At 65.9% G+C, this 12,753-nt stretch carries 12 protein-coding genes and 1 pseudogene; 8 read left to right on the top strand and 5 right to left on the bottom strand.

Going from position 1 to position 12,753, the window contains the following annotated elements; all coding sequences use genetic code 11:
• The first annotated feature begins 27 nt into the window (after positions 1–27).
• A complete protein-coding gene (dusA, locus tag BUA41_RS07650; protein ID WP_072821430.1) occupies positions 28–1,047 on the top strand; it encodes a tRNA dihydrouridine(20/20a) synthase DusA in 1,020 nt (339 codons plus the stop codon).
• Here dusA and BUA41_RS07645 read toward each other — a convergent pair.
• The 3 genes from BUA41_RS07645 to BUA41_RS07635 form a co-directional block, all read right to left on the bottom strand.
• Positions 1,042–2,070: a succinylglutamate desuccinylase/aspartoacylase family protein gene (locus tag BUA41_RS07645; protein ID WP_072821428.1), complete on the bottom strand. Its 1,029-nt coding sequence runs from the start codon at positions 2,068–2,070 to the stop codon at positions 1,042–1,044. The genes dusA and BUA41_RS07645 overlap by 6 nt on opposite strands.
• Before the next feature lie 117 nt (positions 2,071–2,187).
• Positions 2,188–2,790 carry a YceI family protein gene (locus BUA41_RS07640; protein ID WP_072821426.1) on the bottom strand — a complete coding sequence of 201 codons (603 nt, stop codon included), beginning with the start codon at positions 2,788–2,790 and terminating at the stop codon, positions 2,188–2,190.
• A gap of 28 nt (positions 2,791–2,818) precedes the next feature.
• Positions 2,819–3,574, bottom strand: coding sequence for a CDP-alcohol phosphatidyltransferase family protein (locus BUA41_RS07635; protein ID WP_084671274.1), 756 nt, complete (start codon positions 3,572–3,574; stop codon positions 2,819–2,821).
• 226 nt (positions 3,575–3,800) lie between these two features.
• Between BUA41_RS07635 and BUA41_RS07630 the strand changes: the two genes are divergently transcribed.
• The 5 genes and pseudogenes from BUA41_RS07630 to BUA41_RS19465 all read left to right on the top strand — a co-directional run.
• Positions 3,801–4,775, top strand: coding sequence for a zinc-dependent alcohol dehydrogenase (locus BUA41_RS07630; protein WP_072821424.1), 975 nt, complete (start codon positions 3,801–3,803; stop codon positions 4,773–4,775).
• Positions 4,776–4,807: 32 nt separating this feature from the next.
• Positions 4,808–5,206, top strand: coding sequence for a 6-pyruvoyl trahydropterin synthase family protein (locus BUA41_RS07625; protein WP_072821422.1), 399 nt, complete (start codon positions 4,808–4,810; stop codon positions 5,204–5,206).
• Entirely contained in the window at positions 5,203–6,306 is a 1,104-nt protein-coding gene (locus tag BUA41_RS07620; protein WP_072821420.1) for a glycosyltransferase family 4 protein, read from the top strand. The genes BUA41_RS07625 and BUA41_RS07620 overlap by 4 nt, the downstream gene beginning before the upstream one ends.
• Complete coding sequence (locus BUA41_RS07615) at positions 6,303–7,190, top strand: class I SAM-dependent methyltransferase (RefSeq protein WP_072821418.1); 888 nt, start codon at positions 6,303–6,305, stop codon at positions 7,188–7,190. The genes BUA41_RS07620 and BUA41_RS07615 overlap by 4 nt, the downstream gene beginning before the upstream one ends.
• Positions 7,191–8,087 (top strand): annotated as a pseudogene (locus tag BUA41_RS19465) (lysylphosphatidylglycerol synthase transmembrane domain-containing protein); the annotation flags it as partial.
• A 45-nt stretch (positions 8,088–8,132) separates the two neighbouring features.
• Here the strand turns inward: BUA41_RS19465 and BUA41_RS19195 are convergent.
• Entirely contained in the window at positions 8,133–8,984 is an 852-nt protein-coding gene (locus BUA41_RS19195; RefSeq protein WP_072821865.1) for a RibD family protein, read from the bottom strand.
• A 95-nt stretch (positions 8,985–9,079) separates the two neighbouring features.
• Between BUA41_RS19195 and ribA the strand changes: the two genes are divergently transcribed.
• The gene (gene ribA / locus BUA41_RS07600; RefSeq protein WP_072821416.1) at positions 9,080–10,198 is read left to right on the top strand and encodes a GTP cyclohydrolase II RibA; all 1,119 of its coding nucleotides are present in this window, start codon (positions 9,080–9,082) and stop codon (positions 10,196–10,198) included.
• On the opposite strand, the gene BUA41_RS07595 is transcribed toward ribA, so the two are convergent.
• On the bottom strand, positions 10,174–10,998 hold the full coding sequence (locus BUA41_RS07595) for a creatininase family protein (protein WP_072821414.1): 825 nt from the start codon (positions 10,996–10,998) through the stop codon (positions 10,174–10,176). The two genes, ribA and BUA41_RS07595, sit on opposite strands and share 25 nt — an antisense overlap.
• A 185-nt stretch (positions 10,999–11,183) precedes the next feature.
• Here BUA41_RS07595 and BUA41_RS07590 point away from each other — a divergent pair, with 185 nt between their 5' ends.
• Positions 11,184–12,743 (top strand): cation:proton antiporter domain-containing protein, encoded by a 1,560-nt coding sequence (locus BUA41_RS07590; RefSeq protein ID WP_072821412.1) that lies wholly within the window; start codon positions 11,184–11,186, stop codon positions 12,741–12,743.
• Positions 12,744–12,753 lie beyond the last annotated feature (10 nt).

The following is a 12,753-nucleotide window of genomic DNA, read 5'->3' as shown; positions in this document are numbered from 1 at the left end:
GACAAGCCTGACAATGCCTAACTCGCTATGACCATTGAAAATAAGTGCTTCGCACTAGACAGAACCTTCTCCGTGGCCCCCATGATGGATTGGACGACCCGCGACTACCGGGCATTCGCCCGTACGCTGACGCGTCGTGCCCTGCTCTACACGGAGATGGTCACCACCGGCGCCATCCTGCACGGCAGCCCCCGGGAGCGCTTTCTGGGGCACGATGCCGTGGAGCATCCGCTCGCCTTGCAGCTGGGCGGCAGCGACCCCGGTGAACTGGCGGAATGTGCTGCCATCGCCGAGTCCTGGGGGTACGACGAGATCAATCTGAACGTGGGATGCCCCAGCGACCGGGTGCAGAACAACCTGATCGGCGCCTGCCTGATGGCCTACCCCGACAAGGTGGCCGCCGCCGTCAGGGCGATGAAGGCGGCGGTGCGCATCCCCGTGACCGTGAAGTGCCGCATCGGCATCGACGCCCAGGACGAGGATGCCGATCTCGAACGCTTCGTCGTCAAGGTCGCCGAGGGCGGCTGCGACACCTTCATCGTGCATGCCCGCAAGGCCTGGCTGGAGGGATTGTCGCCCAAGGAGAATCGCGACATCCCCCCGCTGAACTACCCTCGCGTACACCGGCTCAAGGCGATGCATCCCGAATTGCACATCGGCATCAACGGCGGCCTGAAGCGCCTGGCCGAGTGCCAGGCGCAGCTCGCCCAGGTCGACAGCGTGATGGTGGGTCGCGAGGCCTACCAGAACCCCTGGCTGCTCGCCGCGGTGGACGAGACCTTCTACGGCGAGCCGGGACCGGCGCGCACGCGCCATGAGGCCGCCGAGGCGCTGCGCCCCTACATCGCGGAACGCCTCGCAGAAGGCGCCCGGTTGAACCATGTGACCCGCCATCTGCTGGGGCTCTTCCAGGGCTGCCCGGGCGGACGACGCTTTCGCCGACACCTCTCCGAAAATGCCCATCGCGATGGCGCCGGCCTGCAGGTCTTCGACGATGCCCTGGGGCTGGTAGCATCGACAGCGGCGGCGCCGGTCGCGACTCTATAGCGTGTCGAGGCTAGGCTCGAAGTCCGACTGGAACGACTCCACCGCGTTTTCCGCTTCCTCGATGGCGTCGAAGCGCGCCACATGGAACAGGGCCTCGCCTTCATTGACCAGCGGCAAGTTGCTCATGCCGATGATGATGCCATCGGCATTGGCGATGACCTCCCCTTCGGCGTTCCCGAAAGGATCGGCCACCACCCCCAAAAGCTGCCCCTTGGCGACACGCGCCCCCAGTCGCACCCGGGGTCGCAGGATGCCGTCCCCGGTGGCTCTCGCCCAGCTCGAGCCATTGGCGATCTCGGCCGACATCGGGGCCGAGCGTCGGCGGCTCGGAGCCAGCATGCCAAGCTTGCGCATCACCCGCAGGATGCCCCGCACCCCGGGGGCGATCGACCATTCGTCGAAACGCAACGCCTCGCCTGCCTCGTAGGTCAGCACCGGCACCCCTCGGCTCTGGGCATAGGCGCGCAGGCTGCCCTCGCGCAGCTCCGCGTTGAGGATGACCGGCGCGCCGAAGGCATCCGCCATCATCGACGTCTCGCTGTCGGGACTCAGCTGGGCGCGGATCTGGGGCAAGTTGGTACGATGAATGGCCCCGGTGTGCAGGTCGATGATATGGCTGGCCAGATCGACGATCTGCTCCCGAAACAGGGCAGCGACCCGCGAGCCCAGCGAGCCCGCCTCGAGGCCGGGAAAGCAGCGATTGAGATCGCGACGATCGGGCAGGTAGCGGGTGTGCTGGACGAACCCGAAGACATTGACGATGGGGACGGCAATCAGGGTTCCGCGCAGGCGTCGTATCGCCGACGAGCGCAGCAGGCGGCGAACGATTTCCACGCCATTGATCTCGTCACCATGGATGGCGCTGCATACCAGCAACACCGGGCCGGACTGCCTCCCGTGCACCACCTCCACGGGGATGTGCAAGGGGGCGTGGGTGTACAGCTTGGCGACGGGCACGTCGATTTGGGTACGCGAGCCGGGCGCGACGCGCACGCCGGCAAGTTCGAACGGAGGTCGAGCCATCGAGGCATCCTTTGACGAAACAGCGTTTTCTTTATACGCCGTGACGCGCCCGATGACGACCCTTTCGCCCGCCTTTCGGCCAAATGCCGGGGGTGCAGAGCGGATTCCCCAGCCAGATTACTGGCGAATCGCCTCGAATTCGAAGATCAGCTCCACCTCGTCGCCGACCATGCCGTTGTCGACCCCGTAGGTCATGCCCCACTCGCTGCGCGACAGTGTCGTGCGGGCCGACAACCCCAGGGTGTATTGCTTGTGACCGAAGGGGTATTCTGCTGCCTTGTTCAGGGTCACATCGAGAGTCACCGGGTGGGTCTCCCCGAGCAGGGTGAGATCGCCGGTCAGGGTGCCCTGGGTATCGCTCTCGGCGCTGAAGTCGGTGACCTCGAACACGATGTCCGGATACGCCTCGGCATCGAGGAAATCGTCGCTGAGCACATGTTCGTCGCGCTTCTCGTGGTTGGTGAAGAGGCTGTCGGCGGCTATCTCCACACGCCCTGACGAGAGCGCCTGGGCCTGCTCGTCGTAGACGAACTCACCCTCGCCCTCCAGGAACATGCCCAGCTGCTTCTGATAGCCGATATGGCTGATCAAAAAGCCGATCGAGAAGTGTTCGGGGTCGATACGATAGGTATGCGGTTCGGCCTGGGCCGGCAATACACCCAAGGCAAGCCCGCCGCTGAGGGCGAGGGCCGCCATGGAGCCACGTAGTGCAGTAATCATCTCGGATCTCCTGATTGAACGGCTAGGATCAGCCATGCAGCGCCACTTTCCTGCGACGCGCCAGCCAGTGTATGTCCACCATGAACGACAAGGACAGCAGCAGCAGCGACAGCAGCGCAATCGGTGCCGCCACGGCATCCGCGACTGCCGGCAGCAGCCCGACGAGCAGCGACCCCGCCTGCCACACACAGATGATCTTGCGCCGCCGGCTCTCGGGCAGTTCGCGCCCCAGCCAGGGCCACAGCCGAATGCTCAGCACGAAGCCATAGCGCATCAGACCGATCAGCAGCACCCAGGGCCCCGCCTTGCCGAGCACCAGCAGGGCCACGCATAACGCCAGGATGAAGAACGCATCCAGCTCCATGTCGAAGCGCGCACCGAACGACGAGGCCGATCGGGTCAGGCGTGCAATCCAGCCGTCCAGGCCATCGAGCAGCAGAGCCAGCAGAGCCAGCAGGGCCATGACATCGACATGACGGGCCATGAAATCGGGAAAGATGATCGCACCGGCGAAGATGGCGATCAGCATGCCGCGCAGCAGGGTGACGCGATTGGCCCAGCCCAGCCAGCGACTCGTCGAAGGCCAGGTCTTGAGCACGATCACCACCATCGCCACGTAGACCGCACCTGCGCTCATGCGCAACCCCACCGGCGCGGCCAGCCACACCAGCACGCCTTCCAGCAGTAGCGCAAACATCACCAGGGCGGCACAGAACTCGGCAAACGCCAGGGCATGGATCTGACCGCCGCCTCCCAGGAATGTCCGACTGTGTCTATCCGGCATGGTTTCAACCCCTACGGTCCCCGTCGCGGCGACACTTGACGCATCGACCGATAAACACTGAATTTAACTAGGCTAGAGGCTCGGTCCGCGCCTTGCCAGAATCGGTAAAGCCTGCACATGGACGAGCAGGATGCATTAATACAATGTTTGTACAATAATTGAACGTGTCGACCCTGGCGCGGTCAATAAGTTTCACATGATCCAGGCGTTCCCGAAGGAAGAGCTCATGCCCGCGAACACCGCCCAGGCCTTCTGGGTACTCGCACCCGGTCAGGGGGCCTTGCGAGAAGAGGCCCTCCCCCCTGCTGGCGATACCGATGTGCGCGTTCGTACGCGCTATAGTGCCATCAGCCGCGGGACGGAACGCCTTGTGTTCGACGGTCGCATTCCCGCCAGTGAGCATGTCCGCATGCGCGCGCCCTTTCAGCAGGGCGACTTCCCGGGGCCGGTCAAGTATGGCTATGCCAGCGTGGGTGTCGTCGAGCAGGGTCCGGCACATCTCTTGGACCGCAATGTCTTCTGCTTGTATCCCCACCAGGATCGTTATGTGGTTCCCGCCGATGCCGTGCTGCCCCTGCCCGAAGGACTGCCTGTCGAACGGGCGGTACTCGCCGCCAACATGGAAACCGCCATCAATGGGCTCTGGGATGCCGGCCCAGGCATCGGCAATCGCATTGCCGTCATCGGCGCGGGGGTGGTCGGCGCGCTGATCGCCTACCTGTGTGCCCGGATCCCCGGCACCGAGGTACAGCTGATCGATATTGCGCCGCAACGGGCCGAACTCGCCGATACGCTGGGAATCCCCTTCTGCACGCCGGAAAACGCCGCAGGCGAGAACGACCTGGTAATTCATGCCAGCGGTACCCCTCAGGGCCTGCGCTCCGGGTTGCGACTCGCCGGACAGGAAGCAACGCTGGTGGAGATGAGCTGGTTCGGCCAGCAGGAGGTCAGCCTGCCGCTGGGCGAGGCCTTCCACGCCAGGCGCCTGACGCTTCGTTCGAGCCAGGTCGGCACGGTGGCACCCGGTCACCGCGCGCGCTGGGATCATCGCCGACGCCTGGCCCTGGCCCTGGATCTGCTGCGGGACGAACGCCTGGACGCCCTGATCGACGGCGAGAGCAATTTTCAGGACCTGCCCGTCTCGATGCCACGCGTGCTGTCCGGGTCAGCCGACGTGCTGTGCCATCGGGTGCGCTACTGAAGATGGGTTTCATTCATCAAGGAAACGACGCAATGTTCAGCTTGACCGTTCGCGATCATTTCATGATCGCCCACAGCTTCAAGGGTGATGTCTTCGGCCCGGCCCAGCGACAGCACGGCGCTACCTACGTGGTGGATGTCACCTTCAGGCGCCCGTGTCTCGACGATGACGACCTGGTCGTCGACATCGGACTGGCCAGCTCGGCCTTGAGCGAGACCCTGGCCGAATTCAATTTTCGCAACCTCGATGAAATTCCCGAATTCCAGGGCCGCAACACCACGACCGAGTTCATGGCCAAGACAGTCTTCGACCGGCTTGCGCGGGCCATCGACGAGGGCCGCCTGGGCCAGGCCGCCTCGGGCCTGTCTCACTTGAAGGTGACCCTGCACGAATCGCATGTCGCCTGGGCCGACTTCGAGGGGGCGCTGTGAGTCCTTCGCTGACATTGATCGTTGCCGGTGATCCCGAGCAGTTCACCGGCGGGTACCTGTATGACGCGCGCATTGTCGAAGCGCTGCGTCGCCAGGACTGGAACGTCGAGGTCATCGGCCTCGAGGGCAGTTTCCCCGAACCCGACGAGACCGCGGCTCAGGCACTCGAGGAAGCGCTTGCCCGACAGCCCGACGGCACTCGCGTGGTCATCGACGGCCTGGCCATGGGCGGCCTGCCCGAGATCGTCGCCGCTCATCGTGAACGCCTGACGCTGACCGCGCTGATTCATCATCCCCTCGCCGACGAAACCGGTCTCGATCCGGCACAACGTACCCGATTCACCCTCAGCGAGACCCTCGCCCTGGGTGCCGTCGGGCGAATCATCGCCACCAGCCCCTACACCGCGAGGCGCCTGGCCGACTTCGCTGTGCCGGCCGAACGCGTCGCCGTCATCGAGCCCGGTGTCGAACCGGCCCCGCTGGCAAGGCGCGGCGCCGACGACCCGACCACTCGCCAGCATCTGCTGTGCGTGGCGACCGTCATTCCCCGCAAGGGCCACGATGTATTGCTCGAAGCCCTGAGCCGGCTGCGCGATCGCGACTGGCAATGCGACTGCATCGGGGCGCTCGACCGCGACAAGGATCATGCCGCCACCATCGCCGACGAGCTCCGGGAACAGGGCCTCGAGGGACGCATCCGACTGCTCGGCGAGCGATCCCCGGATGCCTTGAGGGAGGCTTACCAGAATGCCGATCTCTTCATCCTGCCCTCCCGTTACGAGGGCTATGGCATGGTGATCACCGAAGCGCTGGCCCGTGGCCTGCCGGTCATCACCACCACTGGCGGCGCCCTGGCCCATACCTTGCCCGAGGAAGCGGGATTGAGCGTGCCCCCGGACGACCCCGAGGCACTGGCCGACGCGCTGCAACGCTGGTTCGACGACCCCGAGCTGCGCACCCGCCTGCGTGACGGTGCCGGCAAGGCGCGCTCGGCGCTCAAGGACTGGCACGCTGCCGGGCAGGCCTTTGCCGCGGCCCTGCTGCGCGAGCCTGGCGACTCGCCCGATATCAGCACCCGCACGGAAGCCTCCGGAACATGAACCAACCCGCCCCCGGCAGCACCTTCGATACACAATGGCTACGCCTGCGCCAGGCAACGGACGCCAAGGCGCGGGATGCCACGCTGACCCGGGGTGCAGGGCGCTGGCTGCTGCGACGCCAGGGTGGCGAATCCGGGCGTGTTCTCTCGCTGGTGGATCTTGCCAGCGGTGCCGGCAGTAACCTCGAGTTTCTTGCCGCCCGCCTGCCCGGCCCGCAACGCTGGCATCTGATCGATCACGACGCCGGCCTGCTGGACGAGGCGACATCGCGCCTTCGTCGACTTCGCGACAGCGACGGCACCTCCATCGAACTGACAGCCCACTGTCGCGACCTGGTGACGTTCGATCCCGACATGCTGGGGGGCAGCGATCTGGTCTGTGCCTCGGCACTCTTCGACCTGGTCTCGGCGTCATGGGTGGAACGACTGGCCGGGGCCTGCGTGGCCCGGAAGTCGGCGGTGCTGTTCACCCTCAGTGTGGATGGCGACTGGGCGTTTTACGATCGTGATACCAGGGCCCTGAATGACGCCGAGGACCGGTGGGTTCGCGATCAGGTCAATGCCCACCAACGCCGTGAAAAAGGGTTCGGAGAGGCGCTGGGGAAAACCGCCCCCCAGGTACTTCACGATGCCTTTTCCAGGCGCGGCTACCACGTGATGAGCGCCCCCAGCCCCTGGCGACTGCCGCCAGGCCGGCCTGAGACCCTGGCGCTGGGAAGCCAACTGCTCGAGGGCTGGGCCACCGCCGTGCACGAACAGGCACCCGGGCAACGCTCGCGGGCCGACGCCTGGCTGGCGAACCGCCTGACCTCCCTGAATGACGGATCGCTGGGGCTGAGCGTCGGTCATGTCGACCTCTTCGCCCGCCCCCGGGAGGAATCCTGAATGGCGCGACTGCTTCCTCCCCATGCATGGATTCGCTTGCTGGCAAGCGCGGTCCTGCTGGGCCTTCTCGCCTGGTGGCTGGACATGTCGACCATCGCTGCAGAACTCCAGGGACTGTCGGCCTCCTGGGTGATGCTGGCCCTGGCCTTGACCCTGCCCCAGGTGGCGGTCTCCGCCTGGCGCTGGCGCCTGACCGCGCGTCTGCTGGGCATTCGCCTGGCCTGGGGCGCGGCCTTGGGCGACTATTACCTGGCCACCTTTCTCAACCAGCTTCTGCCCGGTGGCGTCATGGGCGATGCCGCCCGCGCCTGGCGGCATGCCCGTGCCAGCGGCGAACGCGCCGCGGCCCTGCGTGCCGTCATCATCGAGCGGGTCTCGGGCCAACTGGTACTGGCGGTCATGACCGCCTCGGTGCTCTTGTCGCCCCTCTGGCACCGCCCGCTCAGCGCGGCCCTCGGCGATGGGCTCGATCGACTGGCAGCCACCGGTACGCTGGTCTGGCTGACGTTGGCGTTCGTTCTGCTCGTCGCGGGCCTGGCACTTTATCGGCTTTACACCCGCCCTCCTCGCCTATTCGAGACGTTGACCAGGGGGCTGGGCCGCGACCTGTTTCTTACCCTGCTCAGTTCCCATGCCTGGCCGCGTCAACTGCTGGGGTCGCTGTTGGTGGTCGGCAGTTACGTGGCGGTGTTCGTCTGTGCCGCCCGGGCCATCGGTACCGAGTTGCCGCTGATGACGCTGTTGGCATTGATCCCGCCCGTGCTGCTGGCGATGGCCATCCCTCTCTCCGTGGCGGGCTGGGGCTTGCGGGAGGGAGCGGCGGCGCTGGTGTGGGCCGCCGCCGGTCTCGCCCCGGCCCAGGGAGTGGCGGTGTCGATGGCCTACGGTGGCCTGGTGCTGGTCTCGAGCCTGCCCGGTGCCCTGTTCCTGATGAGCCGGCGATCACGGCGTCTCGGCCGACGCGAGCGCCAGGTCGAACAAGGTGTCGTCGCCGCAGGGAAAGGTGCGGGCGCGGGGTCGCAATGCCTGGTCGAGGGTCGCGATCGGCGCCAGGTCGAGCCCGGGACGCCCCGAACCAATCAGCAGAGGCGCGATCAGCATGTGCAGGCGATGCAGGACGCCGGCCTCGAGAAAGCGCGAGACAGTCACCCCGCCGCCCTCGACCAACACCCGCTCGAGCCCCCGTGCGGCCAGCGTGTCGAGCACTCTGCGCGGGGCGATGCCGGCATCATCGATCGGCAGGGCGATGCGCTCGACATGGCTACCGAAAGGTCCCGCGACAGCCGCGTGACAGCCGACCAGATGCAGGGTCGGTGTCTCGGCGGACTGGAAGACATGATGGGTGGCGCTGAGTCGCCCCCGGGGGTCGAGCACCACGCGCACCGGGTGTCGCCCCGCGACATGGCGGACGCTGAGCCGGGGGTCGTCGGCCTCGACCGTTCCGGCCCCCACCAGCACGGCATCGACCAAGGCGCGCAGGCGGTGCAGATGAACCCGGCTCTCGAGCCCGTTCACATAGTGCGATGCGCCGGTCACGGTGGCGATTCGACCGTCCAGGCTCTGGCCGAGCTGGGCGATCGCCAGAGGCCGAGTCCGCACCACCAGGGGCACCAGGCTGTCGAGCAGGTGACGCACGTCGTCGGCGACGGCGCCGTCGTACGCCCAGGTACCACCTTGCCGAAGGCTCAGGCCAGGCACACCGGAAGTGAAGGACAAGGACGATGACCAGTCGTGATCGCTTGCCCTGCGAAGGCAGGACCAGGCCAGGTCGACATCACAGAAGGGATCGCTCATGAATACGTCGCTCAGGCTTCTCATGGACAGGGGCAGGAGTCCTATCATGCGCAGCGTCCCGGACAAGAACAACCTCGGCCCACAAGGAGAAGCTCATGCACCAGGTTGAACGCGCCATTTTCGATATCCGCCGGGGGTTGCCGATACTGCTGCGCGACGAGGAGCAGGACATTCTCGTCCAGCCGATCGAAAGCGTCGACGACGGCACCCTGGAGCGTCTCGTCGCTACGGCGGGGGAAGCGCCGGGCCTGGTGCTGAGTCGGCATCGGCTGGCGCTGCTGGGCCAGCCGATCGAGGCCGAGACCGCGCGCCTGTCGCTGGACAAGCCTTCCTCCCTGGATGCCAGGCATCTTGGCGAGCTGGCTTTCGGGGTCGACGTGCCGGGGACCACGCATCCGGTCGTTTCCGCCAGCCGCGCCGATCATGCGGCCCTGACCCTGATGCGGCGCGCCCTGTTGATTCCCGCTGCCCTCACCGCCCGGGTGGCCAGCGGCTCTCGCGCTTTGGTCGAGTCCCTGGTCGAGCGAGGCGAATTGCTGGCCGTGGAGGCTGCCAAGGCCGAACGCTGCTTCGAGGCCGCCAGCGGGTTGCTCAAGCGGGTCAGCGAGGCACGTATTCCTCTGGCGGAAGCCGCCCAGAGCCGTTTCATCCTGTTCCGCGAACCGGATGGCTTGCGCGAGCATGTCGCCATCGTCATCGGGGAGCCCGCCGACTGGCGTGAGGCGGTGCCGCTTCGCCTGCATTCCGCCTGCCTGACCGGCGACCTGTTCGGCAGCCTGCGCTGCGACTGCGGCGAACAGCTGCGCAATGCAGTCGCGGATATCGAGGCCATGGGCGGCGGCGTGCTGCTCTATCTCGCCCAGGAAGGGCGTGGTATCGGACTGGCCAACAAGTTGCGAGCCTACTCGCTGCAGGACGAAGGGCTCGACACCCTGGACGCCGACCAGATACTGGGCTTCGGTGAGGATGAGCGTCGCTATGGCGTGGCGGTGGACATGCTGGCCGCCCTGGAGGTCCGTCGCGTGCAGCTGCTCACCAACAACCCGATCAAGATCACCGCCCTGATCGAGGGCGGCATCGAGGTGACCGATCGCCAGGCGCTGTACGGCCGTCTGACCGAGCAGAACTATCGTTACCTGAATGCCAAGGCCAAGCGTGCCGGTCACATGCTCGAGGCGGTGCTGGAGAACTACGAACGCCCCTCGCGGGACTGAAAGTCGTCGATGCCCATGGTGCTGGCTTCTTCGAAGAGAGTCGCCAGCTTGCTGGCGTAATGCTCGACGAGGCGCGCTCCCAGCTCGGCATCGGCCAGACGGGCATCGCCCACCACCCCGCCTGGATGGAGATCCTCGGCCAGCCAGGCGAAGGCCGCCTCGCCCTCGGGACCCAGCCATTTCCCGCGGGCAGCCATTGCCTCGCCCCGGGACGGTGGGTGGCCGACATGCTCGCGTCGCACCTTGTGAGGGGCCAGATGAAGCATCATCGCCGTCTCCAGGGCGCCGCCATGCAGTCCATGACGCAACTCTTTCTCGGGTAGCGCGCCTGGCGGTGGCGAGAAACGCATGTAGTGGGCCTTGACCACCAGCATGCCCCGGCGCTCGCGCAGCTTGAGTGCGGCGATGTCGGCGACTGCCTTGTTGCCGCCGTGGCTGTTGAGCAGCACCAGACGCCGCACGCCGGAGCGGGCGAGTGAATCGCCATAGGCTTCGATGACCGCGATGGCGGTCTCCGGCGGCAGACTGAGCGTGCCGGCAAAACTGCCGTGCTCCTGGCTGCTGCCGATCGCCAGGGGCGGCAGCTCGAACAGCGCAAACGTCTCGGGCAAGAGTGCGGTGGCCGCTGCCAGCAGACCCAGGCCGATATCCAGGTCCGTGGAGAGCGGCAGATGCGCGCCGTGCTGCTCGATGGCCGCCAGGGGCAAGACCGCGACACTCTCTTCGGTGATGACACCACTCAGTTCCGGCGACGTCATATCCTGCCAACGCCTCGCGCCGAATTCGATGGAATCCGTCATGGTCTCTCCTGGTCGACTCGGTTCTTTCCTCGAAATCATACCTCGGGATGCCAGTTTTCTGACAAGATGACGACGCCTCTCGTGTCAGGACTGGCAACCGTCATGTCGATCGGGTAAAACGACGCGCGGTATCTTGCCCGAGAATATCCTGTGACCGCATCGAAAAACCCCGGGAGTCCGCTCTGATGCTGGAAGTCGTTTGTCTCTCCTTTGCCCTGTTGCTTGGCCTGGTCGCCCGCGGCTTCGGCCTTCCTCCCCTGGTCGGCTTCCTGGGGGCCGGGTTTTTGATCAACCCCCTGCGCGACACCCTGGCGCTGCCCACCGCGACCCCGGAAATCCTCGAATACATTGCCCACCTCGGGGTATTGCTGCTGCTATTCAGCGTGGGGCTCAAGCTCAAGCTCAAGAGTCTCGTGCAACCCGAGGTGGTCGGCGGCGGGCTGGCGCACTTCATGGTCACGGTAAGCGTGTTCGCCCTGGGCCTGCACTGGCTGGGCGGTGTCGATTGGGCCAACTCGCTCATTCTGGCGATTGCGTTGGCCTTTTCCAGTACCGTGCTGTCCGCCAAGAATCTCGAGGAACGTCGTGAACTGCGTGCCTTTCACGGCCGCGTCACGATCGGCATCCTGATCATTCAGGACCTCATCGCTCTGTTCGTGCTGGCGTTTTCCATCGGACAGACACCCTCGCCCTGGGCACTCATACTGCTGGGTCTGCCGCTGTTGCGGCCAGCACTTCATCGCCTGATCGATGCCAGCGGGCATGATGAATTGCTGCTCCTGGTGGGGCTGGTGCTGGCGGTGGTGGTCGGTGGCGCCGGCTTCAGCGCCTTGGGCCTCTCCAGCGAGGTCGGCGCCCTGGTACTCGGGGCCATGGTGTCCCAGCATCCGCGCGCCCAGGAGATCGGCAAGTCGCTCTGGGCACTCAAGGAGCTGTTCCTGGTCGGCTTCTTCCTGGAAATCGGCATGTCCGGCTTCCCGGACTGGGAGTCCATCGGGTTTGCGGTGGCCTTCGTCGCCCTGTTGCCGCTGAAGGCAGCGCTGTTCTTCTTCCTGCTCATCCTGTTTCGCCTCAGGGCACGCAACGCCTTCCAGGCCGCCGTCAACCTCAGCAGTTACAGCGAGTTCGGCCTGATCGTGGCGGCGGCTCTGGTGCCCGATGCCCTGGTGGGGCTGGCACTTGCCGTGGCCTTGTCGTTTCTGGTGGCCTCGCCGCTGCAGCGCAAGGCGCACTATCTGTTCGTGCGCGTCGAGCCTTGGCTGACACGCTTCGAGACGCGAAACTGGCATCCGGACGAACAGCCCGCCTCTCTGGGTGAGGCCCGGGTGCTGGTCATCGGCATGGGACGCACGGGCACCTCCACCTACGACCGCCTGCGCGAGGATGACATCCCGGTCATCGGTATCGATGCCGACCCCAGCCGCGTCGAGGGTCACAATGCCCAGGGCCGGCATATCGTCTATGCCGACGGCGAGGACATCAGCTTCTGGAATGCCATCGATCTTCGAGGCATCCAGGCCGTCGTCCTGACCCTGCCAGACGCCCAGTCGAAGATTTTTGCCACTCGCCAGTTGCGCAGTCACGGCTTTACGGGTGCCATCGTTGCGCATAGCCTTTACCAGGACGAGGCACAGTCGATCCATGAGGCGGGCGCCGACCAGACCTATCTGACCATGCACGAGGCGGGCCTGGGCCTGGCGGAGCACGTACGACAAGGGGTGGCTATCGGACCGCGCATCTCTTGACGACGAGGCA

Source organism: Modicisalibacter ilicicola DSM 19980 (assembly GCF_900128925.1).
GTDB classification, from domain to species: Bacteria; Pseudomonadota; Gammaproteobacteria; order Pseudomonadales; family Halomonadaceae; genus Modicisalibacter; species Modicisalibacter ilicicola.
This window is presented reverse-complemented; position numbering and strand designations above follow the sequence as displayed.

What these genes read in the sequence shown, in the direction of transcription:
- ribA (WP_072821416.1), top strand. Translation starts at nt 9,080, where the DNA reads ATGCACCAGGTTGAACGCGCCATTTTCGATATCCGCCGGGGGTTGCCG.
- BUA41_RS07595 (WP_072821414.1), bottom strand. Translation starts at nt 10,998, where the DNA reads ATGACGGATTCCATCGAATTCGGCGCGAGGCGTTGGCAGGATATGACG.
- BUA41_RS19195 (WP_072821865.1), bottom strand. Translation starts at nt 8,984, where the DNA reads ATGAGCGATCCCTTCTGTGATGTCGACCTGGCCTGGTCCTGCCTTCGC.
- BUA41_RS07640 (WP_072821426.1), bottom strand. Translation starts at nt 2,790, where the DNA reads ATGATTACTGCACTACGTGGCTCCATGGCGGCCCTCGCCCTCAGCGGC.
- BUA41_RS07630 (WP_072821424.1), top strand. Translation starts at nt 3,801, where the DNA reads ATGCCCGCGAACACCGCCCAGGCCTTCTGGGTACTCGCACCCGGTCAG.
- BUA41_RS07635 (WP_084671274.1), bottom strand. Translation starts at nt 3,574, where the DNA reads ATGCCGGATAGACACAGTCGGACATTCCTGGGAGGCGGCGGTCAGATC.
- BUA41_RS07590 (WP_072821412.1), top strand. Translation starts at nt 11,184, where the DNA reads ATGCTGGAAGTCGTTTGTCTCTCCTTTGCCCTGTTGCTTGGCCTGGTC.
- BUA41_RS07645 (WP_072821428.1), bottom strand. Translation starts at nt 2,070, where the DNA reads ATGGCTCGACCTCCGTTCGAACTTGCCGGCGTGCGCGTCGCGCCCGGC.
- dusA (WP_072821430.1), top strand. Translation starts at nt 28, where the DNA reads ATGACCATTGAAAATAAGTGCTTCGCACTAGACAGAACCTTCTCCGTG.
- BUA41_RS07615 (WP_072821418.1), top strand. Translation starts at nt 6,303, where the DNA reads ATGAACCAACCCGCCCCCGGCAGCACCTTCGATACACAATGGCTACGC.
- BUA41_RS07625 (WP_072821422.1), top strand. Translation starts at nt 4,808, where the DNA reads ATGTTCAGCTTGACCGTTCGCGATCATTTCATGATCGCCCACAGCTTC.